33 protein-coding genes and 1 tRNA gene are annotated in these 23386 nt (G+C 63.4%); 26 read left to right on the plus strand and 8 right to left on the minus strand.

The genetic code is table 11. From position 1 onward, the window contains the following. Positions 1 to 51: 51 nt before the first annotated feature. The 3 genes from EIP75_RS01860 to EIP75_RS01870 all read left to right on the plus strand — a co-directional run bounded on the left by EIP75_RS01860 (position 52) and on the right by EIP75_RS01870 (position 2914). Positions 52 to 702, plus strand: coding sequence for a Crp/Fnr family transcriptional regulator (locus tag EIP75_RS01860; RefSeq protein ID WP_233584628.1), 651 nt, complete (start codon positions 52 to 54; stop codon positions 700 to 702). Positions 703 to 793: 91 nt separating this feature from the next. Next, the gene (locus EIP75_RS01865; protein WP_125241498.1) at positions 794 to 1930 is read left to right on the plus strand and encodes a PilT/PilU family type 4a pilus ATPase; all 1137 of its coding nucleotides are present in this window, start codon (positions 794 to 796) and stop codon (positions 1928 to 1930) included. 75 nt (positions 1931 to 2005) lie between these two features. Further along, positions 2006 to 2914: an NAD(P)-dependent oxidoreductase gene (locus tag EIP75_RS01870; RefSeq protein ID WP_125241499.1), complete on the plus strand. Its 909-nt coding sequence runs from the start codon at positions 2006 to 2008 to the stop codon at positions 2912 to 2914. Here the strand turns inward: EIP75_RS01870 and EIP75_RS01875 are convergent, their stop codons facing one another. Genes EIP75_RS01875 through EIP75_RS01885 form a run of 3 tightly spaced genes read right to left on the minus strand, consistent with a single transcriptional unit; the run spans position 2915 to position 4603 of the window. Next, positions 2915 to 3583: a BON domain-containing protein gene (locus EIP75_RS01875; RefSeq protein WP_233584629.1), complete on the minus strand. Its 669-nt coding sequence runs from the start codon at positions 3581 to 3583 to the stop codon at positions 2915 to 2917. Beyond that, on the minus strand, positions 3583 to 4173 hold the full coding sequence (locus EIP75_RS01880) for a phosphoheptose isomerase family protein (protein WP_125241500.1): 591 nt from the start codon (positions 4171 to 4173) through the stop codon (positions 3583 to 3585). The genes EIP75_RS01875 and EIP75_RS01880 overlap by 1 nt, the downstream gene beginning before the upstream one ends. A gap of 25 nt (positions 4174 to 4198) precedes the next feature. Then, entirely contained in the window at positions 4199 to 4603 is a 405-nt protein-coding gene (locus tag EIP75_RS01885) for a YraN family protein (RefSeq protein ID WP_125241501.1), read from the minus strand. Between EIP75_RS01885 and rsmI the strand changes: the two genes are divergently transcribed. From rsmI to EIP75_RS02000, 23 genes are all read left to right on the plus strand, one after another. Then, positions 4581 to 5489, plus strand: a complete 909-nt coding sequence (rsmI, locus tag EIP75_RS01890; protein WP_338014887.1) for a 16S rRNA (cytidine(1402)-2'-O)-methyltransferase — start codon at positions 4581 to 4583, stop codon at positions 5487 to 5489. The genes EIP75_RS01885 and rsmI overlap by 23 nt on opposite strands. Before the next feature lie 179 nt (positions 5490 to 5668). Next, the gene (locus tag EIP75_RS01895; RefSeq protein ID WP_125241502.1) at positions 5669 to 6586 is read left to right on the plus strand and encodes an esterase/lipase family protein; all 918 of its coding nucleotides are present in this window, start codon (positions 5669 to 5671) and stop codon (positions 6584 to 6586) included. A gap of 269 nt (positions 6587 to 6855) precedes the next feature. Next, complete coding sequence (locus EIP75_RS01900) at positions 6856 to 7803, plus strand: esterase/lipase family protein (protein WP_125241503.1); 948 nt, start codon at positions 6856 to 6858, stop codon at positions 7801 to 7803. 228 nt (positions 7804 to 8031) lie between these two features. Further along, the gene (locus tag EIP75_RS01905) at positions 8032 to 8970 is read left to right on the plus strand and encodes a lipase secretion chaperone (protein WP_125241504.1); all 939 of its coding nucleotides are present in this window, start codon (positions 8032 to 8034) and stop codon (positions 8968 to 8970) included. Between the two features lie 86 nt (positions 8971 to 9056). Beyond that, positions 9057 to 10517, plus strand: coding sequence for a metalloprotease TldD (gene tldD / locus EIP75_RS01910; protein WP_125241505.1), 1461 nt, complete (start codon positions 9057 to 9059; stop codon positions 10515 to 10517). Positions 10518 to 10786: 269 nt separating this feature from the next. After that, entirely contained in the window at positions 10787 to 11155 is a 369-nt protein-coding gene (rplN, locus tag EIP75_RS01915; protein ID WP_125241506.1) for a 50S ribosomal protein L14, read from the plus strand. Positions 11156 to 11193: 38 nt separating this feature from the next. After that, positions 11194 to 11511 (plus strand): 50S ribosomal protein L24, encoded by a 318-nt coding sequence (gene rplX, locus EIP75_RS01920; protein ID WP_125241507.1) that lies wholly within the window; start codon positions 11194 to 11196, stop codon positions 11509 to 11511. A gap of 11 nt (positions 11512 to 11522) precedes the next feature. Beyond that, on the plus strand, positions 11523 to 12074 hold the full coding sequence (rplE, locus tag EIP75_RS01925; RefSeq protein WP_125241508.1) for a 50S ribosomal protein L5: 552 nt from the start codon (positions 11523 to 11525) through the stop codon (positions 12072 to 12074). A gap of 8 nt (positions 12075 to 12082) precedes the next feature. Beyond that, entirely contained in the window at positions 12083 to 12388 is a 306-nt protein-coding gene (gene rpsN, locus EIP75_RS01930; RefSeq protein WP_125241509.1) for a 30S ribosomal protein S14, read from the plus strand. Between the two features lie 29 nt (positions 12389 to 12417). Continuing rightward, entirely contained in the window at positions 12418 to 12813 is a 396-nt protein-coding gene (gene rpsH, locus EIP75_RS01935; protein ID WP_125241510.1) for a 30S ribosomal protein S8, read from the plus strand. A gap of 16 nt (positions 12814 to 12829) precedes the next feature. Beyond that, on the plus strand, positions 12830 to 13363 hold the full coding sequence (gene rplF, locus EIP75_RS01940; protein ID WP_125241511.1) for a 50S ribosomal protein L6: 534 nt from the start codon (positions 12830 to 12832) through the stop codon (positions 13361 to 13363). Between the two features lie 11 nt (positions 13364 to 13374). Beyond that, a complete protein-coding gene (rplR, locus tag EIP75_RS01945) occupies positions 13375 to 13743 on the plus strand; it encodes a 50S ribosomal protein L18 (protein ID WP_125241512.1) in 369 nt (122 codons plus the stop codon). Positions 13744 to 13768: 25 nt separating this feature from the next. Further along, complete coding sequence (gene rpsE, locus EIP75_RS01950; protein WP_125241513.1) at positions 13769 to 14287, plus strand: 30S ribosomal protein S5; 519 nt, start codon at positions 13769 to 13771, stop codon at positions 14285 to 14287. Between the two features lie 16 nt (positions 14288 to 14303). Further along, positions 14304 to 14486, plus strand: coding sequence for a 50S ribosomal protein L30 (gene rpmD / locus EIP75_RS01955; RefSeq protein ID WP_125241514.1), 183 nt, complete (start codon positions 14304 to 14306; stop codon positions 14484 to 14486). 24 nt (positions 14487 to 14510) lie between these two features. Then, positions 14511 to 14945, plus strand: coding sequence for a 50S ribosomal protein L15 (gene rplO, locus EIP75_RS01960; protein WP_125241515.1), 435 nt, complete (start codon positions 14511 to 14513; stop codon positions 14943 to 14945). A 39-nt stretch (positions 14946 to 14984) separates the two neighbouring features. Continuing rightward, on the plus strand, positions 14985 to 16286 hold the full coding sequence (secY, locus tag EIP75_RS01965) for a preprotein translocase subunit SecY (protein ID WP_125241516.1): 1302 nt from the start codon (positions 14985 to 14987) through the stop codon (positions 16284 to 16286). Positions 16287 to 16459: 173 nt separating this feature from the next. After that, a complete protein-coding gene (gene rpmJ, locus EIP75_RS01970; protein ID WP_125241517.1) occupies positions 16460 to 16573 on the plus strand; it encodes a 50S ribosomal protein L36 in 114 nt (37 codons plus the stop codon). 39 nt (positions 16574 to 16612) lie between these two features. Then, positions 16613 to 16975: a 30S ribosomal protein S13 gene (gene rpsM / locus EIP75_RS01975; RefSeq protein WP_125241518.1), complete on the plus strand. Its 363-nt coding sequence runs from the start codon at positions 16613 to 16615 to the stop codon at positions 16973 to 16975. A 65-nt stretch (positions 16976 to 17040) separates the two neighbouring features. Next, a complete protein-coding gene (gene rpsK, locus EIP75_RS01980; protein WP_125241519.1) occupies positions 17041 to 17445 on the plus strand; it encodes a 30S ribosomal protein S11 in 405 nt (134 codons plus the stop codon). Between the two features lie 321 nt (positions 17446 to 17766). Continuing rightward, a complete protein-coding gene (gene rpsD, locus EIP75_RS01985) occupies positions 17767 to 18390 on the plus strand; it encodes a 30S ribosomal protein S4 (RefSeq protein ID WP_125241520.1) in 624 nt (207 codons plus the stop codon). A gap of 143 nt (positions 18391 to 18533) precedes the next feature. Next, positions 18534 to 19520: a DNA-directed RNA polymerase subunit alpha gene (locus tag EIP75_RS01990; RefSeq protein ID WP_125241521.1), complete on the plus strand. Its 987-nt coding sequence runs from the start codon at positions 18534 to 18536 to the stop codon at positions 19518 to 19520. Between the two features lie 90 nt (positions 19521 to 19610). Then, positions 19611 to 20003 carry a 50S ribosomal protein L17 gene (rplQ, locus tag EIP75_RS01995; protein WP_125241522.1) on the plus strand — a complete coding sequence of 131 codons (393 nt, stop codon included), beginning with the start codon at positions 19611 to 19613 and terminating at the stop codon, positions 20001 to 20003. Positions 20004 to 20147: 144 nt separating this feature from the next. Next, positions 20148 to 20224, plus strand: a tRNA-Met gene (locus tag EIP75_RS02000). Between the two features lie 3 nt (positions 20225 to 20227). On the opposite strand, the gene EIP75_RS02005 is transcribed toward EIP75_RS02000, so the two are convergent. The 5 genes from EIP75_RS02005 to EIP75_RS02020 all read right to left on the minus strand — a co-directional run bounded on the left by EIP75_RS02005 (position 20228) and on the right by EIP75_RS02020 (position 23377). Then, complete coding sequence (locus EIP75_RS02005) at positions 20228 to 20632, minus strand: hypothetical protein (RefSeq protein WP_125241523.1); 405 nt, start codon at positions 20630 to 20632, stop codon at positions 20228 to 20230. Continuing rightward, entirely contained in the window at positions 20574 to 21128 is a 555-nt protein-coding gene (locus tag EIP75_RS02010; protein WP_125241524.1) for a PEP-CTERM sorting domain-containing protein, read from the minus strand. Before EIP75_RS02010 ends, EIP75_RS02005 begins: the two co-directional genes overlap by 59 nt. A gap of 265 nt (positions 21129 to 21393) precedes the next feature. Next, the gene (locus tag EIP75_RS02015; protein ID WP_125241525.1) at positions 21394 to 21657 is read right to left on the minus strand and encodes a hypothetical protein; all 264 of its coding nucleotides are present in this window, start codon (positions 21655 to 21657) and stop codon (positions 21394 to 21396) included. A 220-nt stretch (positions 21658 to 21877) separates the two neighbouring features. Then, the gene (locus EIP75_RS24015) at positions 21878 to 22036 is read right to left on the minus strand and encodes a hypothetical protein (protein WP_158622715.1); all 159 of its coding nucleotides are present in this window, start codon (positions 22034 to 22036) and stop codon (positions 21878 to 21880) included. A 60-nt stretch (positions 22037 to 22096) separates the two neighbouring features. Then, positions 22097 to 23377 (minus strand): D-amino acid dehydrogenase, encoded by a 1281-nt coding sequence (locus tag EIP75_RS02020; protein WP_125241526.1) that lies wholly within the window; start codon positions 23375 to 23377, stop codon positions 22097 to 22099. Positions 23378 to 23386 lie beyond the last annotated feature (9 nt).

Raw genomic sequence — 23386 nt, forward strand, 5'->3', positions numbered from 1 at the left:
GCGCGGCGGCAGCGACCGCGCCAGGGCGATTGCCCGCCACCGGGAGAAAGAATGAAAAAGAGCTTGTTCGACCGCATCATCGGCGTGGCCACCGGCACGGAAGGCCGGTCGCCCGCGGCGGACGATCCCGGCTTTTTCGCCACCCAGTTCATGGACCGGCCCGAGACCACGCGGGCCAAGTCGGGCTGGACGGCACGGGCCCTGGCGGTGGGCGCCCACGCGTTCTCCAGCGATGAAGGCTTCAAGGCGCTTGAAGAGGCCTGGGGCGGGGATCACTTCTTCGCAGCCCTGGACCGGGGCGAGCGCAAGAAACTGGCCGCCGCGATGGATTTCGTCACGGTGCCCGCCGGGCGCGAAGTGATCGTGCAAGAGGAAAAGGGTGACTATGCCCTGGTGGTGCTGCAGGGGGTCGTCGCGGTGGACCGTGCGCAGCCGGCGGGTGGACGGGCGCGTCTGGCCGAAGCGCGTGAAGGCGATCTGCTGGGAGAGATGTCTCTGCTGGACGCGGGCTCGCGCTTTGCTTCCTGTCTCACGCTCAGCCCCTGCAAGCTGGCGGTGCTCACCACCGAAGCGCTGGACGATCTGTCCATTGAAGAGCCCCGCGTCGGCATGGCCGTGATGGCCTCGGTGGCCAGGCGGCTGTCCTTGCGCACTCGGCAGCTCAGCGGCAGACTGGGGGCCTTGCTGGTCACCGGTGGCTGACGGCAGGACAGGCTTGGGGTAAACCTCAGCCTGGCAGGCCAGCGGCCCGATTTCCAATACACATCGATTCAATCAGTTCAGGATTCCCGCCATGGAACGCGATCAGGCCTCCAAATTCATCAACGATCTGCTCAAGCTGTTGATCGCCCGAGGCGGCTCCGACCTGTTCCTCACGGCCGATTTCCCGCCGGCCATCAAGGTCGATGGCAAGGTGACCAAGGTGTCTCCACAGCCCATGACCTCGCAGCACACGCTGGCGCTGGCCCGGTCGATCATGAACGACAAGCAGGCCGCCGAGTTCGAGCGCACCAAGGAGTGCAACTTCGCCATCGCGCCAGGCGGGGTGGGGCGCTTCCGTGTCAATGCCTTCATCCAGCAGGGCAATGTGGGTCTGGTGCTGCGGGTGATCCCGGCGCAACTGCCCACGGTTGATGGCATGGGTCTGCCGCAGATCCTGAAGGACGTGGTGCTGACCAAGCGCGGCCTGGTGATCTTGGTGGGCGCCACCGGCTCCGGCAAGTCGACCACGCTGGCCGCCATGGTCGACCACCGCAACGAGCACACCTACGGCCATATCATCACCATCGAGGACCCGGTGGAGTTCGTGCACCCGCACAAGAACTGCATCGTCACCCAGCGCGAGGTTGGCATCGACACCGACGGCTGGGAGATCGCGCTCAAGAACACGTTGCGCCAGGCGCCAGATGTGATCCTGATGGGCGAAATCCGCGACCGCGAGACCATGGAACACGCCGTGGCCTTCGCCGAAACCGGCCACCTGTGCCTGGCCACCCTGCATGCCAACAGCGCCAACCAGGCGCTGGACCGCATCATCAACTTCTTCCCCGAGGAGCGCCGCGCTCAGTTGCTGATGGACCTGTCGCTCAACCTCCGTGGCCTGATTTCGCAGCGCCTGGTGCCGCGCCAGGAAGGCAAGGGCCGCGCCGCCGCGGTCGAGATCCTGCTCAACACCCCCTTGATCAGCGACCTGATCTTCAAGGGCGAGGTGGGCGAGATCAAGGAGATCATGAAGAAGTCGCGCGAACTGGGCATGCAGACTTTCGACCAGGCGCTGTTCGACCTGTACGAGGGCAACTACATCACCTTCGAGGACGCGCTGCGCAATGCCGACTCGGTCAACGACCTGCGCCTGCAGATCAAGCTCAACAGCCAGCGCGCGCGCAACACCGACCTGGGCGCGGGCACCGAGCACCTCAAGATCGTCTGATCGCAACGGCGCTGTTCAGGCGCGCCGCTTGGCGACTGCGACAATGGGCCCCTGTCCGACACAGGGGCCTTTTTCATGATCGCCGACAAGACCTACGAACCCGTTGAACCGCTGCGCCTGGCCTTCCTGGGCCTGGGCACCATGGGCGGCCCCATGGCGGCCCACCTGCTGCGCGCCGGGCACCACGTCACCGTCTACAACCGCACGGCCGCCAAGGCCGAGGCATGGCTGGCGGAGGTCGGAAAGCACCCACAAGCCAGCATGGCGGCCACCCCGCTGGAAGCGGCGGCCTCTGCCGATGTGGTGCTCTCTTGTGTAGGCAATGACCAGGACCTGACCGAGGTCACCACGGGCCCGCAGGGCGGGTTCCATTCGATGGGCCGGGGCACGCTGTGGGTGGACCACACCACCACCTCGGCCCAGATCGCACGCGATCTGGCCGCACTCGGCCGGGCCAAGGGCATCACCTTCATCGATGCGCCGGTCTCGGGCGGCAACCTGGGGGCCATCAACGGCGTGCTGACCATCATGTGCGGCGGTGAGCAGGCAGCATTCGACCGCGTGGCGCCGGTGCTGCGCGCCTATGCGCGCGCAGTCACCCGCCTGGGAGATCCCGGCGCGGGACAGCTGGCCAAAATGGTCAACCAGATCTGCGTGGCCGGTGTGGTGCAGAGCCTGGCCGAGGCCCTGGCCTTCGGCCAGAAGGCGGGCCTTGACATGCACAAGGTGATCGAGGTGATCTCGCAGGGCGCCGCCAGCAGCTGGCAGATGGCCAACCGCGGTCCCACCATGGTGGACGACCGCTTCGACTTCGGCTTCGCGGTGGACTGGATGCGCAAGGACCTGGGCCTGTGCCTGGACGAGGCGCGTCGCCAGGGCGCGGTCCTGCCCGTCACCGAACTGATCGACGAATACTATGCCGAGGTGCAGGCCATGGGCGGCGGCCGCTGGGACACGTCCAGCCTGATCCGCCGCCTGCGCTGATCAGCGCTGTTCGGAAGGCTCCGAGGCGGCCGGTGCCGGCCCCTTGGGCGTCTTCTGCGCAAGCTCATCCTCGCTGATGATGTGCAGTACCTTGACGACCTTCTGCACACCGCTCACCGTGGACACCAGCTCGGCCACGCGGTTGGCTTCGCGCTCGGTCACCATGCCCATCAGGAACACGTCGCCACGTTCGACCACCACCTTGAAGGCGTTGGACATCACGTCGCGCGCATCCACCAGCGTGGCCTTGACCTTGGTCTGCAGCAGCACGTCGTTGGAGCGCGAGGTCAGCGAGCTGTTGCCCATCACGGCCAACTCGTTGACCACCGACTTCACGTTCTCGGTCTGGCTGGTGGCCAGCTCGGCGGCCTGCTTGTCTGAATCGGAGGCCACTTCGCCGGTCAGCAGCACCACGCGGTTGTAAGAGTTCACGCTGACGTGACCACGCTCGCCCAGGGCCGAGCGGATGCGGCTGGCGGCCTTGATCTCGATGCCCTTGTCCTCGACCTGCGTGCCGGATGTGCGGCGATCGGTGGCCATGAAGGCGCCACCCACCGCGCCACCCAGCACCAGGGGCGCGCAGGCGCTCAGCAGGCTGCTGGCGGCGACGGCCAGGGCCAGTCGGTTCATCCATCGGGCCGCGTGGGCGCGGTGCTTGTTCAAGGTCATCAAAGCTCCTCTCCGAGCAGGTGGGCGTCCACTGCTTCGCTCAACAAATGCACGGCCAGCCAGGCCGTGCCGAACAGGTGTGTGGCGTGCATGCCCGGTAGCGGAACCCACACATCGGTGTCGCGCACCATGGGGCCCAGCACCGAGGCGGCTTCGCCGGTCATCACCACGAGGGTCAGATCCATGTCGCGCGCGGTGGCTGTGGCCAAGGCCAGCTCGCCTTCGGATTGCTCCAGCGAGAAGGCCAGCCACACATCGCCGGGCTGCCCCAGCGCACGCACCTGGGCATCCAGGTGGCCGCTCTGTGCGGTCTGGCCGGGGCCCCAGGCACTGCACACGGACACGGCCGCCAACGGGGGACGGGCGCGGCCTGTGCCCTGAACCAGAAGATGGGCTGCCTGCTGGGCCAGCCACACCCCTTCGCGTTCGCCAGCGCACAGCACGCGGCTGCCGCTGGTCAGGCCATGCACGATGGCCAGCGCCGCGGCGTGCAGGTGTTGCGCCAGCCGTTCAGACGACTGGTACAGGCCATCGGCGGCCTGCGCTAGAGACTGGGACAGGAAAGGGGGAGTCAACAATGGATCAGACATGCCTGCCGATCATAAGTCAGCGCGCTCAATCATCGGCCATGAAGGCTGCGGGGATCCAGTTCAGCCGCTCGCCGTCGATGGCGACCACGTCGAAGCGACAGGGTGGCAGGGTGCTCAGGCTCATCAGGTAGTGCCGGGCACCGAGGATGCAGCGCCGCTGCTTGCCGTGTGACACGGAGGCCGCCGCGCCGCCATGGCCTGTATCGCGGCGCGCCCGCACTTCCACGAACACCAGCGTGCCGTCGCGGTCGTGCATGATCAGGTCCACCTCGGCGCCGCGCGCACGGGGGCCGCGCGCTATCCGATAATTGCGCTCCACCAGTGTCAGGCCTTGTGCCTGCAGATAGACCAGCGCCTGGTCCTCCGCCTCATCTCCCCGGGATTTTGTCGTGACGGTCGATGCCACCTTGCTCCTCCAGACCGCGGCCATGGCCGCCGGCAGCCAGCAGTATCCCGCAAGCGTGCTGTATGTCGTCGCCACGCCCATCGGCAACCTGGCGGACATGACGCTGCGCGCCATCCACGCGCTGGCGTTGGCAGATGCCGTGGCCTGCGAAGACACCCGCATGACGCAGCGCCTGATGCAGCACCTGGGGCTGGACAAGCGCCTGGTGGCCGTGCACGAGCACAACGAGAACGAGGCCGCGCAGACGGTGGTGCAGGCCCTGCAGGCCGGCCAGCGCGTGGCCTATGTCAGCGATGCGGGCACGCCCGGCGTGTCCGACCCCGGTGCCCGTCTGGTGCGTGCCGTGCGTGCCGCCGGGCTGCGCGTGGTGCCGCTGCCGGGCGCCAGCGCCCCGGTCACGCTCATCTCCGCCGCTGGCGATGTGCATGCCCAGGGCTTCACCTTCGTGGGTTTTCTGCCGTCCAAGGGCGGGGCCCGACGGGAGGCCCTGGCGGGCCTGAGGCAGCTGCCAGGCGCGGTCGTGCTGTTCGAGTCGCCGCACCGTGTGGAAGAACTGGCACGCGATCTGGTCGCCATCGACCCGGCGCGCCTGGTGACCATCGGGCGCGAACTCACCAAGCAGTTCGAAGAAATCGACACTTTGCCGGCAGAACGTCTGCTGACCTGGCTGGCCCAGCCCAACCGGCAACGCGGTGAGTTCGCGCTGGTCTGGCACGCCCAGGCAGATGCGGGTGACGCCACTGCGGATGAACTGCCCACCCCGGTCAGCGACTTGCTGGACGTGCTGGCCGAACACCTGCCGCTCAAGGAGGCATCGCGCCTGCTGTCCGAGGCCACGGGCCAGCCGCGAAATCGCCTGTATGACCTGGCTTTGGCGCGTCGACAGGCACGCCAGCGCGAGGCCGATTGACGCTGCGTTGACGGCGATTTCTGCGCTGCGGGACAAAACCCGTTTGAAGGCATTTTTCTCCACGTGAATGCGGGGCGGTGCAAACCCGGGAAATGAGGGTTCACCCGTGAGGGGGCGATTAACGACATCCGAATAATCAACCCCAGCAGCACACCGCTGTGCACGAGAGGAGAAAACGCATGAAAGCTTTGAAGATCCGTCATATCGCCGCCGCAGCGGTTGCCGCTGTCGCCGTGGCCGCCGTTCCCGCCCATGCTGGCACCGCTGCCAAGACCAAGCATCCCGTGGTGCTGGTCCATGGCTTCATTGGTTTTGACAGCATCCTGGGTGTGGTGAACTACTTCTACCAGATCCCCGGCGCGCTGCGCGATGAGGGCGCCACCGTCTACATCGCGTCGGTCAACCCGTCGCAGACCACCGAGTTCCGCGGTGAAGAGCTGAACAAGCAGCTCGACGCCTGGAAGGCCGCCAGCCCCTGGTACAACAAGATCCAGAAATTCAACCTGATCGGTCACAGCCACGGCGGTCCCACCGTCCGTTACTCGGCCGCCACGCGCAGCGACATCGCCAGCGTCTCGACCATGTCGGGCACCCACTACGGCTCCAAGGTCGCCGACGAAATCCTGAAGGGCACCACGCCTGACGGTGGCTTCGACCAGGCCGCCACCGCCGGCCTGAAGCTGATCGGCTGGCTGACCGGCAACACCAACTACAAGAGCGCCGACCTGAAGACGGCCCTGAAGGCCCTGTCCAGCGTGGACGCCGAGCGCTTCAATCAAGACTTCCCTGCCGGTCGCAACGCCGAGTACCAGAACGGCCAGTACTTCTACTCGTACGCCGGCAACCTGGTCAAGACCAACGGTTGGGACATCTCTGACGCCATCCTGGCCTACACCGGCAAGTACTACGGCACCACCGCCAACGACGGTCTGGTTTCGCCCGAAGAAGCCAAGTGGGGCAAGCAGATTGACCTGGCCCTGCCCTGGAACCACCTGGACGAAATCAACCAGGTCCTGGGTTCGATCGGCAAGGGTGCGCCTGATCCCAAGGCCTACTACGTCAACATCGTCAACCGCCTCAAGGCCAAGGGCGTCTGATCTTAAGCCGGCACCTGCCGGCCTGATCGCTGTCCCATGAAGCCGGTGCCCAGCACCGGCTTTTTTCATGCCGTTTCAGGTATGCCTGGACGCATGAACGTCCGCCGGGTAAGCCCCCTCATCGCTAACCCTGCGGCTCCGTGCTAACCCCCAAGCGGGCATGCCTTGCAGCGTGAAAAATCCACGCCGCGCATTGATTTAACTGCTATCGATTAATGCGAGTGATTAATCCGGATCGACGAATCCATCCCGAACCCTGGAGAAAACGCATGAACATCAACCTGACCCTGCGCACTGCCTGCGTGGCCGCAGCCACTGCCTGTGCGCTGCTGGCTGCACCCGCCGCCCACGCTGGAACCACCGCCAAGACCAAGTACCCCATCGTGCTGGTGCACGGCTTCATTGGCTTCGACAGCATCCTGGGCGTGGTGAACTACTTCTATCAGATCCCCGGCGCGCTGCGCAACGAAGGCGCCACCGTCTACATCGCCTCGGTCAACCCTTCTCAGACCACCGAATTCCGCGGTGAAGAGCTGGTCAAGCAACTGCAGCAATGGGCCGCCAAGGATGGCGTCAAGAAGTTCAACCTGATCGGGCACAGCCATGGCGGCCCCACCGTCCGCTACGCGGCCGGCACGGTGCCCACCATGGTCGCCAGTGTCAGCTCTGTTGCAGGCACCCACCAGGGCTCCAAGGTGGCCGACGACATCCTGGCGGGCACGACGCCCGATGGTGGCTTCGATCAGGCCGCCACGGCCGGCCTCAAGCTGATCGGGTGGCTCACCGGCAACACCAATTACCAAAGCGCCGACCTCAAGACCGCCCTGAACGCCCTGAGCACCCCGGCAGCGGCCGTCTTCAACGCCAAGTTCCCTGCCGGCGCCCCCACCAAGGCCTGCGGCAGCGGCCCCACCACGGCCAAGGTCAGCGGCAACACGATCTACTGGTATTCGTTCTCGGGCACGTCGGTCAAGACCAACAGCGGTGATATCTCCGATGCGCTGCTGGCCTACACCGGCGGCTACTTCGGCACCGAGCCCAACGACGGCCTGGTCAGCAAGTGCTCGTCGCACTGGGGCAACGTCATCAAGGACAACTATGCCTGGAACCACCTGGACGAGATCAACCAGGTGCTCGGCGCCATCGGCAAGGGCGCCCCTGACCCAGCGGCCTTCTACGTGCAGCACGCCAACCGCCTTAAGTGGGCCTTCCTCTGATCCAGGCCTGATTCCTGGTACCGTGGTGCCCCGGTGACGCACCCGGGCGGCTGGTGCCATGTGATGCCTTGAAAGGGTCGACCGGTTCAGCTGGTTGACCCTTTCTCCTTCACGTCAACCACCCATTCCAGGTGCGGGCAGGAACGGATTGAATCGACCATCCAGGGTGCGACCATGAGCAAGAGCCTCACAAGAGGCCTGTGGATCCGACAGATCTAGGAACGAGCGATGCAGGCAAGAGCGAAGTGGGTGGCGGTGTCAGTGGCCGCCGTGTTGATCCTGGGTGGTGCCTGGCTGGTGCAGCGTGGCGATGCCGATGGCGGCGTGCGCCTGCTGGGCGGCGGTGGCGGCCACGGCCCATCCGACGGCTGGGGCCTGGGCACGGGCGATGCCCCCACGCCGCAGGCTGCCGATACCGCGCCTGCCCGCACCCCCGATCAAGTGCGCAACCGCCTCTACAAGGAAGGCTCGTTCGCAGGCACTGAGCCCTCAGGCGAATGGTGCGTCACCGCCGACAAACTGCTCAAGCCCTGCAAGGGCCTGCGCGGCCGTTTCGAGTACTACATCCTCGGTCTGGGCGAGGTCACCATCGCCGAGATACGTGGCCTGGTGCAGGATGAAGCCCGCCGCGACCATGGCGACAAGCTGGCCGCCGAGATCACTGATCTCTTTGACAAATACTGGAAGATCCGCACCTACGATTGGAAGAACCAGTTCGTGCAGAGCGACCGCAGCACCTGGATGCCGGTGTTCGAAGAGCAGAAGTCCGTGCGCCGTCAGATCCTGGGCCAGGCCTGGGCCGAGGCCTTCTTCTCCGACGACGAAAAGCATTTCCTGGAGTACTTCGCTCAGCTTGAGTCCGGTCAGCCCGCCGCGCCCGATGTCGGCGAGCCCGTGCCCCAGATGGAGGCTGGCAAGGACCCCGCCGCAGTGCGCGCCGAGCGCGTAAGCCGCTATGGCGAAGATGCAGCCGATCGCCTGGAGGCCGTCGACAAGCAGTGGGACGACTGGGAACGCCGCCTCAGCGCCGCCCGCACCGAGTGGGATCGACTGAAGGCCGCCAACAACCTGTCCGACAGCCAGCGCCAAGCCGAGATGCAGCGCTACGTCGACGAACACTTCCAGGACAAGGACAAGGTCCGCGTCAAAGCCCTGTTGCGCTATTGAGCACCCCCGGCGGTTCCCTCCAGAGAAAACCGCCCCACACCGACAAAGGCCGCGCACAGACGCGGCCTTTTTCCTAGAATGCTTGAATGATCGCCGTCGACGCCACCATCGCCCGCCTCCAGACCGCCCGTGAGCTGCTGCTCACACCCTACGGCCTGGACGAATCCACCCTGCTCAAGGCCCTGAAGGTCATCACTGAGCACCGCGTCGACGACGCGGACCTGTACTTCCAGTTCACCCGCAGCGAAGGCTGGAGCCTTGAAGAAGGCATCGTCAAGTCCGGCAGCTTCAGCATCGACCAGGGGGTTGGCGTGCGCGCCATCGCCGGCGAGAAGACCGCTTTCGCCTACTCGGACGACATCTCCGAAGCCGCGCTGCTCGACGCAGCCCGCACCGTGCGCACCATCGCCTCCAGCGGCCAGAGCCGCAAGGTCAAGGTCGGTGAGCATCGTGTGGCGCCCAGCCGCAGCCTCTACCCCGAACTTGATCCCATCGCCACCCTCGACAGTGCCGCCAAGGTGGCCCTGCTCGAAAGGGCCGAAGGCATGGCCCGCGCCAAGGACCCGCGCGTCGTGCAGGTCATGGCCGGCCTGGGCATGGAGTACGACGTGGTGCTGGTGGCCCGTGCCGACGGCACCCTGGCCGCCGACGTGCGCCCGCTGGTGCGCCTGTCGCTCACCGTCATCGCCGAACAGGATGGCCGCCGTGAGGTGGGCTCGTCCGGCGGTGGGGGCCGCTACGGCCTGGCCTACTTCACCGACGACCTGCTGCAGCAGTACGTCGACCAGGCTGTGCATGCCGCCCTGGTCAACCTCGAGGCCCGCCCCGCGCCGGCAGGCGAGATGACCGTGGTGCTCGGCAGCGGCTGGCCCGGCATCCTGCTGCACGAAGCGGTCGGCCACGGCCTGGAGGGCGATTTCAACCGCAAGGGCTCCAGCGTGTTCTCCGGCCGCCTGGGCCAGCGTGTGGCCGCCAAGGGCGTCACCGTGCTCGACGATGGCACCATCGCCGACCGTCGCGGCTCGCTCAACATCGACGATGAAGGCCAAGCCACCCAGCGTACCGTGCTGATCGAAGACGGCATCCTGCGTGGCTACATCCAGGACGCCACCAACGCCCGCCTGATGAAGATGGCGCCCACCGGCAACGGCCGCCGCGAAAGCTACGCCCACCTGCCCATGCCGCGCATGACCAACACCTACATGCTGGCCGGCGACAAGGACCCGGCCGAAATCGTCGCCTCCATCGACCGCGGCCTGTACGCCGTCAACTTCGGCGGCGGCCAGGTCGACATCACCAGCGGCAAGTTCGTGTTCTCGGCCAGCGAGGCCTACTGGGTCGAAAAAGGCAAGATCCAGTACCCGGTCAAGGGCGCCACCCTGATCGGCAATGGCCCGGACGCCCTCACGCGGGTCAGCATGATCGGCAACGACCTGCAGCTCGACAGCGGCGTCGGCACCTGCGGCAAAGAAGGCCAGAGCGTGCCGGTCGGCGTGGGGCAGCCCACGCTGCGCATCGACGGCCTGACCGTCGGCGGCACCGCCTGATCAACTCTTTTTGCAACAGCCTTGACCCGTGCACCAAAACTCGTGCATAATGCAAGGCTTCGCTGAGTAAAGGCTGTTTGCCAGCCTAAGACCCTCAGCCAAGGCGGCTTCGAGTTCCACGCACAGGGATTTGAGGTTGTCGGGCTGCTGTGGTGGGTGATTCCAGGCAAACAGCCGTTAGTCAGATCCGCCCGATCCACGGGCCCAAGACTGTCCAGTCGTTGTTGCGCAGATGTTGCGCAGCCGATAGGTGCAAGTTGGGGTAAAAAATGATCCAAATGCAATCGCGACTCGATGTCGCTGACAACACGGGTGCCAAGAGCGTCATGTGCATCAAGGTGCTCGGTGGCTCCAAGCGTCGTTACGCCGGTATTGGCGACATCATCAAGGTCAGCATCAAAGAAGCTGCGCCTCGTGGTCGCGTCAAGAAGGGCGAGGTCTACAGCGCCGTGGTGGTTCGTACCGCCAAGGGCGTTCGTCGCCAAGACGGTTCGCTCATCAAGTTTGACGGCAACGCCGCCGTGCTGCTCAACGCCAAGCTGGAGCCCATCGGCACCCGCATCTTCGGCCCGGTCACGCGTGAACTGCGTACCGAGCGCTTCATGAAGATCGTGTCGCTGGCCCCTGAGGTTCTGTAAGCCCTGGCTTACTGGTGGCATAGCAAAGGACAGCTCCCATGAACAAACTCCGCAAAGGCGACCAGGTCATCGTGTTGACCGGCCGCGACAAAGGCAAGCGCGGCACCATTTCGGCCCGCGTGAATGATGATCAACTGCTGGTCGAAGGTGTGAACGTTGCCAAGAAGCACGTGCGCCCCAACCCCATGAAGGGTACGACCGGCGGCATCGTCGACAAGACCATGCCGATCCACCAATCCAACGTGGCGATCTTCAACGCCGCTTCGGGCAAGGCGGATCGCGTGGGTATCAAGCTCCTGGATGACGGCAAGAAAGTGCGCGTCTACAAGTCCAGCGGCGAAGAAATCAAGGCTTGAGAGGCAAGGCCATGACGCAACAAACCGCCCGTCTGCAAGACTTCTACCGCGAAAAAGTGGTGCCCGATCTGGTGGCCAAGTTTGGCTACAAGTCGGTGATGGAAGTGCCCCGCCTGACCAAGATCACCCTGAACATGGGTGTCTCCGAGGCAGTCTCCGACAAGAAGGTCATGGAACACGCCGTTGGCGACCTGACCAAGATCGCCGGCCAGAAGCCCGTGGTCACCAAGTCGAAGAAGCCCATCGCCGGCTTCAAGATCCGCGAACAAATGCCCATCGGCTGCATGGTCACCCTGCGTGGTGTGCGCATGTACGAATTCCTGGACCGCTTCGTCACCATCTCGCTGCCCCGCGTTCGTGACTTCCGTGGTATCTCGGGTCGCTCGTTCGATGGCCGCGGCAACTACAACGTCGGTGTCAAGGAACAGATCATCTTCCCGGAAATCGAGTACGACAAGATCGACGCGATCCGTGGTCTGAACATCAGCATCACGACATCCGCCAAGACCGACGACGAAGCCAAGGCTCTGCTGGCGGCTTTCAAATTCCCGTTCAAGAACTGAGGTGGAACGTGGCTAAAGTCTCTCTGAAGCAACGCGAAGAAAAGCGCGAAAAGCTGGTGGCCAAGTACGCCAAGAAGTACGCCGAACTCAAGGCCGTCATCGATGACGCCAACAAGTCCGACGACGAGCGCTACGCCGCACGCCTGGAGCTGCAAAAGCTTCCTCGCAACGCCAACCCCACCCGTCTGCGCAACCGTTGCCACCTGACCGGGCGCCCACGTGGCACCTTCCGTCAGTTCGGCCTGGGCCGTAGCAAGATCCGCGAACTGGCATTTGCCGGTGACATCCCCGGTGTCACCAAGGCAAGCTGGTAAGTCGGCAGGGAACGAACAGGAGTTATCCCATGAGCATGAGTGATCCCATCGCCGACATGCTGACCCGCATTCGCAACGCACAAATGGTTGAAAAGGCCAGCGTTGCACTGCCGTCGTCAAAGCTGAAAGTCGCGATTGCCCAGGTCCTGAAGGACGAAGGCTACATCGACGGTTACGCCGTCACCGGTGAGGGCGCCAAGCCCACGCTGGAAATTGCCCTGAAGTACTACGCAGGTCGTCCCGTGATCGAGAAAATCGAGCGCGTGTCCAAGCCTGGTCTGCGTGTGTACAAAGGCCGTCACAGCATCCCTCAGGTCCAAAACGGCCTGGGTGTGGCCATCGTCACCACCCCCAAGGGTGTGATGACCGACCGCAAGGCTCGCGCTGCCGGTATCGGTGGCGAAGTGCTCTGCTACGTCGCCTGATCGAGGAGCCATCGACATGTCCCGCGTAGGAAAAATGCCGATCGCCGTCCCCCAAGGTGTGGACGTTCAGATCACTGCAGATCAAATCACCGTCAAGGGCGCCCTGGGCTCCCTGAGCCGTCCCCAGTCCGAGCTGGCCCGCGTGGCCAACGACGCTGGCGTGCTCAAGGTCACCCCCGCCAACGACACGGCCGCCGCCAATGCGATGTCCGGTACCGTTCGCGCCCTGGTCAACAACATGGTCAACGGCGTGAGCAAGGGTTTCGAGAAGAAGCTGACCCTGGTGGGCGTGGGCTTCCGTGCCCAGGCTGCCGGCCAGAAGCTGAACCTCCAAATCGGGTTCTCTCACCCCGTGGTCAAGGATATGCCCGCAGGCATCAAGGTCGAGACCCCGTCTCAGACCGAGATCCTGATCAAGGGTGTGGACCGTCAAGTGGTCGGGCAGATCGCCGCCGAAGTGCGCGCCTTCCGTCCGCCCGAGCCCTACAAGGGCAAGGGCATCCGCTATGCCGACGAGCGCGTGGTCTTGAAAGAGACCAAGAAGAAGTAAGGAGCTGATTCATGTCTATCAACAAGAAGGAACAGCGCCTGCGCCGCTCGCGTCAAACGCGCGCTCGCATCGCCCTGCAAGGCGCCGTGCGCCTGACGGTCATCCGTACCAACCTGCACATCTACGCCACCGTCGTCACCGGCGACGGCTCCAAGGTGCTGGCTTCCGCCTCGACCGCCGAGAAGGAAGTCCGCGAGCAGCTGGGTGCTGCTGGCAAGGGTGGCAACGTGAGCGCCGCCACCGTGATCGGCAAGCGCATCGCCGAAAAGGCGAAGGCTGCTGGCGTCGAGAAGGTTGCGTTCGACCGTTCGGGCTCTGCCTACCACGGTCGCATCAAGGCCCTGGCTGAAGCCGCGCGTGAAGCCGGCCTGCAGTTCTAAGCGCCCGGCATCGTAAGGAATACAAATGGCTAAGTTTCAACCCAAAGTGGCTGACGAAGGTCGCGACGACGGTTTGCGCGAGAAAATGATCCAAGTGAACCGCGTGACCAAAGTGGTCAAGGGCGGTCGGATCATGGGCTTCGCAGCCCTCACCGTGGTCGGTGATGGCGACGGTCGCATCGGCATGGGCAAGGGCAAGGCGCGTGAAGTGCCGCTGGCCGTGTCCAAGGCCATGGACCAGGCCCGTCGCAACATGCTGAAGGTCTCGCTGAAGAACGGCTCCGTCCATCACAACGTGATCGGCGAGCACGGCGCATCCAAGGTCATGCTGGCGCCCGCGCCGGCTGGTACCGGCATCATCGCCGGCGGCCCGATGCGCGCTGTGTTCGAAGTCATGGGGGTGACCGACATCGTGGCCAAGAGCTTCGGTTCGACCAACCCCTACAACCTGGTTCGCGCCACGTTCGACGCCCTGAGCCGTTCGACCACCCCGTCGGAAGTCGCGGCCAAGCGCGGCAAGTCGGTTGAAGAGATCTTCAACTGATCGCAGGAGAGCTGACATGAGCGAAAAGAAAACCCTGACCGTCAAGCTGGTCCGCAGCCCGATCGGTACCAAATCCGATCACCGCGCCACCGTGCGTGGCCTGGGCCTGCGTCGCCTGAACGGCACCAGCACCCTGGAAGACACGCCTTCTGTGCGCGGCATGATCAACAAGATCCGCTACATGGTTGTGGTGCTGTAAAGCGCCGCAGCGTTGGGAAATACCATGCAACTCAATACCATCAAGCCCGCCAAGGGTTCCAAGCACGCCAAGCGCCGCGTCGGCCGCGGCATCGGCTCGGGCCTGGGCAAGACCGCTGGTCGCGGTCACAAGGGTCAGAAGTCGCGTTCGGGTGGCTACCACAAGGTGGGCTTCGAAGGCGGTCAAATGCCTCTGCAACGCCGCCTGCCCAAGCGCGGTTTCAAGTCGCACCTGCTGAAGTACAACGCCGAGATCACCCTGGGTGAACTGCAGGCCCTGGACGTCACCGATGTGGACGTGCTGGTGCTCAAGCAGATCGGCCTGATCCCCCAGATCGCCAAGGTGGTCAAGGTGATCAAGTCGGGTGAACTGAGCAAGAAGATCTCCCTCAAGGGGATCGGTGCGACCGCAGGCGCCAAGGCCGCGATCGAAGCCGCTGGCGGTTCGCTGGGCGAATAAGCCCCGGGCATCGACATCACACGAGACTGAACAGGACTCATGGCAACCTCTCCTACCCAACTGGCTCAGAGCGGCAAGTTCGGCGACCTGCGTCGTCGGCTGACGTTCCTGCTGCTGGCGCTCGTCGTCTACCGCATCGGGGCACACATCCCCGTGCCTGGTATCGACAATGCGCAGCTGCTCCAGTTCTTCAAGGGGCAGCAAGGTGGCATCCTGAACCTGTTCAACATGTTCTCGGGCGGCGCGCTGTCCAAGTTCACGGTGTTCGCACTGGGGATCATGCCGTACATCTCGGCGTCCATCATCATGCAGATGATGGGCTACGTGATCCCCACGCTCGAAGCCCTCAAGAAGGAAGGCGAGGCGGGTCGTCGCAAGATTACCCAGTACACGCGTTACCTGACGGTCGGGATTGCCATCGTGCAATCGTTCTTCGCAGCGCAAGGTGTGGCTGCCTATGCCTTGAACCCGGGTTTGCCTTTCATGTTCACCGTGGTGGTGAGCCTGACGGCGGGCACGATGTTCCTGATGTGGCTGGGTGAACAGATCACCGAGCGTGGTCTGGGCAACGGCATCTCGATCCTGATCTTCGCCGGTATCGCCGCGGGCCTGCCCAGCGCCATCGGCGGTCTGTTCGAGCTGATCCGCACCGGTGCCATGAGCATCCCGGCAGCCGTGTTCATCATCGGCATCGTGATCCTGGTTACCTTCGGTGTGGTGTACGTTGAGCGTGGCCAGCGCAAGATCCTGGTGAACTACGCCAAGCGTCAGGTCGGCAACAAGGTCTATGGCGGCCAGTCGTCGCACCTGCCCTTGAAGGTCAACATGGCCGGCGTGATTCCTCCGATCTTCGCCTCGTCGATCATCCTGTTGCCCGCAACGGCGGTGGGGTGGTTCGCCACCAGCGACAGCATGCGTTGGTTGAAGGACCTGGCCGGCATGTTGTCGCCTGGTCAGCCGATCTACGTGATCCTGTACACCGCGGCCATCGTGTTCTTCTGCTTCTTCTACACGGCGCTGGTGTTCAACAGCCGTGAGACGGCAGACAACCTGAAGAAGAGCGGCGCGTTCATCCCGGGCATCCGCCCTGGTGACAACACGGCCAAGTACATCGACAAGATCCTGGCGCGTTTGACACTGGCTGGCGCGGCATACATCACCCTGGTGTGTCTGCTGCCCGAGTTCCTGGTGCTCAAGTACAACGTGCCTTTCTACTTCGGTGGAACGTCCCTGCTGATCATCGTGGTCGTCACGATGGACTTCTGGGCCCAGGTGCAGTCTTATGTGATGTCCCAGCAGTACGAATCGCTGCTGAAGAAAGCGAATTTCAAAACCAGTTGACCCCGGCGGGTGTGTGCAAGGCACACGGCGGGATGCACCAAATCCGCCGCACACCCTACGGTTGAAAATTGACCCGTGCTCGCGTTCGTATTCCGGGCGAAGTGAGCGAATTCATAGACCCGGTTTACGAAGCGTGAATCCCCGCTGAGCAATCAGTGGACCAGGAGAAAACCATGAAAGTCTCGGCATCTGTCAAGAAAATGTGCCGCAATTGCAAAGTCATCCGCCGCAAGGGCGTGGTTCGCGTGATCTGCACCGACCCACGTCACAAGCAGCGCCAGGGTTGATCCCCGGCAGGCGAACTATCACGGTATCAGAGGACAGCTATGGCACGTATTGCTGGCATCAACATCCCGCCGCACAAGCACACTGAAATTGGCTTGACGCACATCTACGGCATTGGCCGCACCACCGCGCAGAAGATCTGCTCGAACGCCGGTATTCCCTTCAACAAGAAGATCAAGGAATTGACCGACGGCGACCTGGAAAAGATCCGGGACGAAGTGGGCAAGCTCACCATCGAAGGTGACCTGCGTCGCGAGCTGTCCATGAACATCAAGCGCCTCATGGACATCGGCTGCTACCGCGGTTTCCGTCACCGCCGTGGTCTGCCTTGCCGTGGCCAGCGCACCCGCACGAATGCCCGTACTCGCAAGGGTCCGCGCAAGGCAATCGCCGGCAAGAAGTGATCTTCGCCATTCAATGAGATACTGTCCCCGGTCTCGGCCGGGGCGCGTCGAGAGAGAAGGTTTTTATGGCTAAAGCACCTGCCAACAGCGCGGCCCGCCGCGTGAGCAAGAAGATCCGCAAGAACATTGCGGACGGCATCGCTCACGTGCACGCCTCGTTCAACAACACCATCATCACCATCACGGACCGCCAGGGCAATGCCCTGTCGTGGGCCTCGAGTGGTGGTCAGGGCTTCAAGGGCTCGCGCAAGTCCACACCTTTCGCAGCCCAGGTGGCCGCTGAAGTGGCTGGCCGCGCCGCCCAAGAGCAAGGCATCAAGAACCTGGACGTCGAGATCAAGGGCCCCGGTCCTGGTCGTGAGTCGTCGGTTCGCGCCCTGGCGTCGCTGGGCATCCGGATCAACTCGATCTCGGACGTGACCCCGGTGCCGCACAACGGTTGCCGCCCTCAGAAGCGTCGCCGCATCTGATACGGCTCTGCGCGCCTCGCCTGCGGCTTGTCCGTCGGCGAGGCGTTGCCTTTTGGTGATGTGTTCTTGCGCTGCAGGAGCCGCACCACTCGCAAGACCCGCGAGCACGGTGGTCATTGACAAATCCATTCGGATCTGTCTGGTATCCATCCGACAAGGGTTGCCTGTGGCTATAATCACAGGTTTTTCGCGCGCCTGCCGCTTTTGAAGCGGCTGACGCCATTTCAAGACCACCGTTCGAGCGCACAACAACATCCGCCGAACTCGCGTCGGACGGCCCATGCCGCCGCTGACGTCAGATTGATTTGAGAGGATACTCAAGTGGCACGTTATCTCGGACCCAAGGCCAAACTGGCCCGCCGCGAAGGCACCGACCTGTTCCTGAAGAGCGCCCGTCGTCCCATCAGCGACAAGGCCAAGTTCGATTCCAAGCCTGGTCAGCATGGCCGTACCTCTGGTTCGCGCACTTCCGACTTCGGCCTGCAACTGCGTGAAAAGCAGAAGGTCAAGCGCATGTATGGCGTGCTGGAAAAGCAATTCCGCCGCTACTTCGCCGAAGCCGAGCGTCGCAAGGGCAACACCGGCTCGAACCTGCTGTCGCTGCTGGAATCGCGTCTGGACAACGTCGTCTACCGCATGGGCTTCGGCTCTACGCGCGCTGAAGCTCGCCAACTGGTGGGCCACAAGGGCGTGACGGTGAACGGCCAGGTCGTGAACATCCCTTCGTACAGCGTCAAGTCCGGCGACATCGTCGGCGTGCGCGACAAGGCCAAGAAGCAGACCCGCGTGCTGGAAGCCGTGAAGCTGGCCGATTCCATCGGTCTGCCGGGCTGGGTTCAGGTCGACGCCACCAAGCTGGAAGGCGTCTTCAAGAAGGCCCCCGACCGTGATGAGTTCGGTGCCGACATCAACGAATCGCTGATCGTCGAACTGTACTCGCGTTGATTTTTCAGGGCCTTCGGGCATGGGCCACCTTGGCCCTGCCCGGTGGCCCTGTGGTCATTTTTTCAAAAGTCGCCGGTCGCAAGACCGGCTCGTCCATCAGCCTTATCGGTGTAACGAGCCGAGGGTATTGACAGGAAGGCCTCATGCAAACCACGTTGCTGAAACCCAAAGCCATCCAGGTGGAGCCGCTGGGCGGCCACCGCGCCAAAGTCACACTCGAGCCTTTCGAGCGCGGCTATGGCCACACGCTCGGCAACGCGCTGCGGCGCGTGCTGCTGTCGTCGATGGTGGGTTTTGCGCCGACGGAAGTCACCATCGCCGGTGTGCTGCACGAATACTCCACGCTGGACGGCGTGCAGGAAGACGTCGTGCACATCATGCTGAACCTCAAGGGCGTGGTGTTCCGTCTGCACAACCGTGACGAAGTCACCCTGGTGCTGCGCAAGGATGGCGAAGGCCCGGTCACGGCCGCCGACATCCAGACCCCCCACGACGTCGAGATCGTGAACCCCAACCATGTCATCTGCCACCTGTCGCAAGGCGGCAAGCTGGACATGCAGATCAAGGTCGAGAAGGGCCGTGGCTATGTGCCCGGTACCCTGCGCCGCTACGGCGAAGAGACCAAGGCCATCGGCCGCATCGTGCTGGACGCGTCTTTCTCTCCCGTCAAGCGCGTGAGCTACACGGTCGAAAGCGCCCGTGTGGAGCAGCGTACCGACCTGGACAAGCTGGTCATGGAAATCGAAACCAACGGCGCCATCTCGCCCGAGGAAGCGATCCGTGCGTCGGCCAAGATCCTGGTGGAGCAACTGGCCGTGTTCGCACAGCTGGAAGGCAGCGAGCTGGGCGGCTTCATCGATGCGCCTGCCAAGGCTGCGCAGAACTTCGATCCGATCCTGCTGCGTCCTGTGGACGAGCTGGAACTGACCGTGCGTTCGGCCAACTGCCTGAAGGCCGAGAACATTTACTACATCGGCGACCTGATCCAGCGCACCGAGACCGAGCTGCTCAAGACCCCGAACCTGGGTCGCAAGTCGCTCAACGAAATCAAGGAAGTGCTGGCGTCGCGTGGTCTGGCCCTGGGCTCGCGCCTGGAAGCCTGGCCGCCTCAAGGTCTGGACAAGCGTTGATATTTTGAAAGTGGGTGGCTCACAGAGCCATCCGGTGCACCCGGCGGTACCTTGAAACGGCCGTCGGTTTTATAAGGAAAGGAAAGCACCATGCGTCACGGAAACGGACTCCGTAAACTCAACCGCACCTCGTCGCATCGCCTGGCGATGCTGCGCAACATGGCCAACTCGCTCATCGAGCACGAAGCCATCAAGACCACGGTCCCCAAGGCCAAGGAACTGCGCCGCGTTGTCGAGCCTTTGATCACCCTGGCCAAGGAGCCGACAGTGGCCAATCGCCGTCTGGCGTTCGACCGCCTGCGCAACCGCGACAACGTGGTCAAGCTGTTCGACGTGCTGGGCCCTCGTTTCGCCAAGCGCCCTGGTGGCTACACCCGCATCCTGAAGATGGGCTTCCGCGTGGGCGACAACGCTCCGATGGCCTACATGGAGCTGGTTGAGCGCACGGAAGAGGCTGAGGCCCCTGAAGCTGCTGCTGAATAAGCAGACACTTTGAACGGTGGTGCAAGCCGTCGTCCATTGAAGAAGCCGGCAGTGATGCCGGTTTTTTTTATTGGCGCTTTCAGATAAGTTTTCTGCGCAACCTTGTGCAAATCAGCAAAAGCATGCTATAGTTTACTTCTCTGCCGCGGGGTGGAGCAGTCTGGTAGCTCGTTGGGCTCATAACCCAAAGGTCGTAGGTTCAAATCCTGCCCCCGCAACCACTTTTAGTGAACAAACGCCGGCCAGTCCGGCGTTTGTGCTTTCTGCGTAAGTTTCACCTTCACGCACGCGATGCGCACCTCACCCAGCAGGGCGCGCAAGGCCTCACGGGCTTCAGCCACGTTGTCGATCTGCTCCAAGCTGTTGACCAGTTGCTGGTAGATGTCTTTCGCCCTTGGCAGGATTTGCGACGGTTCAACCTGCTCTATGGCCTCCAGTTCGGCCTTGGCCTCGGCTTGCCGAGCCTCTGCGGCCAGTAGCGCTTCATCAGTGGTCGTCGTGAAGATGCCGGCCTTGATCGCCGCGAGGATGTTGGATGCCTCTTGCTGTGCCTTGTACGAGGGAGCCGGCTCAGATCTTGGTTGACGCTTTGTCAGATGACCTCGCTCGACGCGCAGCCAACACGGCAACCAAGCCCAGCACCATCAACGCGCTCGTGCCTGGCTCCGGGATGCTGGCAACCTGAGTCAGAGTCGCCAGCGAACTGGACGATGAGCTCGTGCTGAAACGCGTGCCGATGAAGTCAGACAAGGTCCGGCCGTTGAACTCTGCCAGGGCATAGCTGCTGAACAGGCTCAGGTCGGCGCGGAAGTAGAGCTCAACGCCAGAACCCAGCGCATTGATCTGGACGAAGTCGGCCAACTCCCAGAAGCTGTTGTTCGACAATTGCAGGATCGGGTTGGCCAGTGAGACGCCATCTAACGAGAACGACAACAAGTCGTAGCGCACAACCTGCGTGCTAGAGGGCTGCGGTGTGGGCTGCGCATCGTTGTAGCTGAAGCTTCCGTAGTGGCCATCCACGGTGGTGAACTCGTAGGTGACGGGCGCAGCGAAAGCGCCGGCTGACAATGCCATGCTGGCGGCGAGGGCCGCGTACCGAATAGCGTGTAAGACGGAGTTCGACATGGCCTGGTCCCTTTTTAGTGAGGCCGCGTAGGCCCCGTCTGGACCTTATACGGCTAAAGGGCCCGCCCGCATCTATTCCAACATTTCGGGTGGATTTGTTTCCCTTGATCGAGGGGCTTCCTTCATCCCTGCAAAGCTGTGCTCTGCTGCGCCGCGTGAGGAAGTGCCGCAGCCCGATCGGATTGCCTTGATCCGGGGACATGCAATGAAGTTGGCGCCGGCTGGTGCTCTGCTTGCGCCGACGTGATCATGAATGACCAATCAGTCATTCATCCAGGGTGATGGAGCAGGATTTCAATCCAAGGGCCTTGCATACCGCTGTTTCCGCTCCATCCCAGGCGTCAGCCTCGGCCACTTCGAAGGGCACTTCCACGCCCGCATCGTTGAAGAGCTCTCTGTTGAAGCTGGATGTGGCCGCGTCCTCGGGCGAGATGCCAAGCTTCTGGAAGTATTCGACCAACCAGGCCGCGGCCTTGGTGTGTTGGTCGGGCGACGCTCCGGGGATGTCGACGGTGATGGTGGTGCTCATGGGCGAATTACACCACCAGAACGTTCTTCCTGGCATCGTCCATCGGTGCTGTGGTCATGGTGACCGACATGCTTCACACCCCACACCCCCATGGCCTCGACGATCAGTTGGAGCCGTTCTTCGGCTTGGGGCAGCAACCTCCATGCAAGCACGAAGGATCCTCAAAGCAGGAGATCAGCACCCAAAAAAGGTCACCATGAGTGTCGGCTCCTTTGCAGGCTCAGCCCTTGAGGATTTGATCCCTGCGTTTCGATTCAGCCGCCCGCTGCTTGGCTTCCGCCGATACCCATATCGGTTTGAAGCCCGTGAATTTGGAAAGCAGCAGGCCGAGAACGACCAGTGCGAGGAAGCCGGCGAAGCCGATGGCGATGAGGTTCATTGGCCATGGTACTCCTTCGAGGCGCTGCGTGGGTGAGACTCCATGGCCCATGGATGCGAGTCAAGGAACCGGAACAGGGCTTGGGTTCACTCGCCTGTCGTAGCGGGCCAGACCTAGGTCGTCAGCCTGGATCTCCGGCACGCGGCCGGACATCAGATCGGCCAGCAAGCGGCCCGAACCGCAGGCCATGGTCCATCCCAGCGTGCCGTGCCCGGTGTTCAGGTACAGGTTGCGCAGCGGGGTGGCGCCTACGATGGGCGTGCCATCGGGGGTCATGGGGCGCAGGCCGGCCCAGAAGGAGGCCTTGGGAAGATGGCCTGCGTCCGGGAAAAGGCCGTCGAGGCACATCTCCAGTGTCATGCGGCGATGGGCACGAAGGCTCAGGTCGAAGCCACGCAGTTCGGCCATCCCTCCCACGCGGATGCGTTGATCAAGTCGTGTGATCGCGACCTTGTGGCTCTCGTCGAGCACCGTTGACTGAGGCGCGCGCGCCGGGTCCACGATGGGCACGGTGAGCGAGTAGCCCTTGACAGGGTAGACGGGGATGTCCACCAGGGATTGCAGCAGGCCCGTGGAGAAGGCTCCCAGCGCGAGCACATAGGCATCGGCGCGCCAGGTCTGCCCGTCCATGCGGACGCCAGTGATCTGCTGGTGATCCGCTTCGAGGGCATGGATGGTCGCGCCGAAGTGAAAGTTCACGCCCAGTGCGCGTGACAGATCGGCCAGGCGCGTGGTGAAGAGCTGACAATCGCCTGTTTCATCGCCTGGCAGGCGCAGGCCACCGACCAGGATGTCGGTGTTCAGGGCGGGCTCGACACGGCGCAAGGCCAAAGCGTTGTCCAGCAGCTCGTGAGGCACGCCGGCGCTTTTCAGCACGGCGACGTCCTTGGCGGTGTTGGCCAGTTGCTCCGGTGTGCGAAAGACCTGCAGCGTGCCTTGCTGGCGGCCTTCATACGCGATGCCCGTGTCCTCCCGCAAGGTGCGCAGGCAATCGCGGCTGTATTCGGCCAGGCGCACCATGCGCGCCTTGTTGATGGCGTAGTGCTCGGGCGTGCACTGGCGCAGCAGCTGCCACATCCAGCGCCATTGCGCCAGGCTGCCATCCAGGCCGATGGCCAGGGGCGCGTGGGCCTGCAGCATCCACTTCAGGGCCTTGAGCGGCACGCCGGGTGCGGCCCAGGGCGAGGCATAGCCCGGAGATATCTGCCCGGCATTGGCGAAGCTGGTTTCTTGCGCGGGGCCGGGCTGCCGGTCGACCACGCTGACCTCGTGGCCGGCCCGCGCCAGGTAGTAGGCCGTGGTGGTGCCGATGACGCCGCTGCCCAGAACAATGATCTTCATGGGGCGGCC

Source organism: Aquabacterium soli (assembly GCF_003933735.1).
Classification (GTDB): domain Bacteria; phylum Pseudomonadota; class Gammaproteobacteria; order Burkholderiales; family Burkholderiaceae_C; genus Aquabacterium; species Aquabacterium soli.

Bases quoted from the DNA above. Each gene is read 5' to 3' on its own strand.
- EIP75_RS01885 (WP_125241501.1), bottom strand. From the start codon at position 4,603: ATGGCCGCGGTCTGGAGGAGCAAGGTGGCATCGACCGTCACGACAAAA.
- EIP75_RS02010 (WP_125241524.1), bottom strand. From the start codon at position 21,128: ATGTCGAACTCCGTCTTACACGCTATTCGGTACGCGGCCCTCGCCGCC.
- rpmD (WP_125241514.1), top strand. From the start codon at position 14,304: ATGAGCGAAAAGAAAACCCTGACCGTCAAGCTGGTCCGCAGCCCGATC.
- rplF (WP_125241511.1), top strand. From the start codon at position 12,830: ATGTCCCGCGTAGGAAAAATGCCGATCGCCGTCCCCCAAGGTGTGGAC.
- rplN (WP_125241506.1), top strand. From the start codon at position 10,787: ATGATCCAAATGCAATCGCGACTCGATGTCGCTGACAACACGGGTGCC.
- EIP75_RS01895 (WP_125241502.1), top strand. From the start codon at position 5,669: ATGAAAGCTTTGAAGATCCGTCATATCGCCGCCGCAGCGGTTGCCGCT.
- EIP75_RS01880 (WP_125241500.1), bottom strand. From the start codon at position 4,173: ATGTCTGATCCATTGTTGACTCCCCCTTTCCTGTCCCAGTCTCTAGCG.
- EIP75_RS01900 (WP_125241503.1), top strand. From the start codon at position 6,856: ATGAACATCAACCTGACCCTGCGCACTGCCTGCGTGGCCGCAGCCACT.
- EIP75_RS02015 (WP_125241525.1), bottom strand. From the start codon at position 21,657: ATGAGCACCACCATCACCGTCGACATCCCCGGAGCGTCGCCCGACCAA.
- rplX (WP_125241507.1), top strand. From the start codon at position 11,194: ATGAACAAACTCCGCAAAGGCGACCAGGTCATCGTGTTGACCGGCCGC.
- EIP75_RS01865 (WP_125241498.1), top strand. From the start codon at position 794: ATGGAACGCGATCAGGCCTCCAAATTCATCAACGATCTGCTCAAGCTG.
- EIP75_RS24015 (WP_158622715.1), bottom strand. From the start codon at position 22,036: ATGAACCTCATCGCCATCGGCTTCGCCGGCTTCCTCGCACTGGTCGTT.
- EIP75_RS01870 (WP_125241499.1), top strand. From the start codon at position 2,006: ATGATCGCCGACAAGACCTACGAACCCGTTGAACCGCTGCGCCTGGCC.
- rplO (WP_125241515.1), top strand. From the start codon at position 14,511: ATGCAACTCAATACCATCAAGCCCGCCAAGGGTTCCAAGCACGCCAAG.
- secY (WP_125241516.1), top strand. From the start codon at position 14,985: ATGGCAACCTCTCCTACCCAACTGGCTCAGAGCGGCAAGTTCGGCGAC.
- EIP75_RS01990 (WP_125241521.1), top strand. From the start codon at position 18,534: ATGCAAACCACGTTGCTGAAACCCAAAGCCATCCAGGTGGAGCCGCTG.
- tldD (WP_125241505.1), top strand. From the start codon at position 9,057: ATGATCGCCGTCGACGCCACCATCGCCCGCCTCCAGACCGCCCGTGAG.
- rpsK (WP_125241519.1), top strand. From the start codon at position 17,041: ATGGCTAAAGCACCTGCCAACAGCGCGGCCCGCCGCGTGAGCAAGAAG.
- rpmJ (WP_125241517.1), top strand. From the start codon at position 16,460: ATGAAAGTCTCGGCATCTGTCAAGAAAATGTGCCGCAATTGCAAAGTC.
- rplR (WP_125241512.1), top strand. From the start codon at position 13,375: ATGTCTATCAACAAGAAGGAACAGCGCCTGCGCCGCTCGCGTCAAACG.
- EIP75_RS01875 (WP_233584629.1), bottom strand. From the start codon at position 3,583: ATGACCTTGAACAAGCACCGCGCCCACGCGGCCCGATGGATGAACCGA.
- rpsH (WP_125241510.1), top strand. From the start codon at position 12,418: ATGAGCATGAGTGATCCCATCGCCGACATGCTGACCCGCATTCGCAAC.
- rpsM (WP_125241518.1), top strand. From the start codon at position 16,613: ATGGCACGTATTGCTGGCATCAACATCCCGCCGCACAAGCACACTGAA.
- rplQ (WP_125241522.1), top strand. From the start codon at position 19,611: ATGCGTCACGGAAACGGACTCCGTAAACTCAACCGCACCTCGTCGCAT.
- rplE (WP_125241508.1), top strand. From the start codon at position 11,523: ATGACGCAACAAACCGCCCGTCTGCAAGACTTCTACCGCGAAAAAGTG.
- EIP75_RS01860 (WP_233584628.1), top strand. From the start codon at position 52: ATGAAAAAGAGCTTGTTCGACCGCATCATCGGCGTGGCCACCGGCACG.
- EIP75_RS01905 (WP_125241504.1), top strand. From the start codon at position 8,032: ATGCAGGCAAGAGCGAAGTGGGTGGCGGTGTCAGTGGCCGCCGTGTTG.
- EIP75_RS02020 (WP_125241526.1), bottom strand. From the start codon at position 23,377: ATGAAGATCATTGTTCTGGGCAGCGGCGTCATCGGCACCACCACGGCC.
- rpsE (WP_125241513.1), top strand. From the start codon at position 13,769: ATGGCTAAGTTTCAACCCAAAGTGGCTGACGAAGGTCGCGACGACGGT.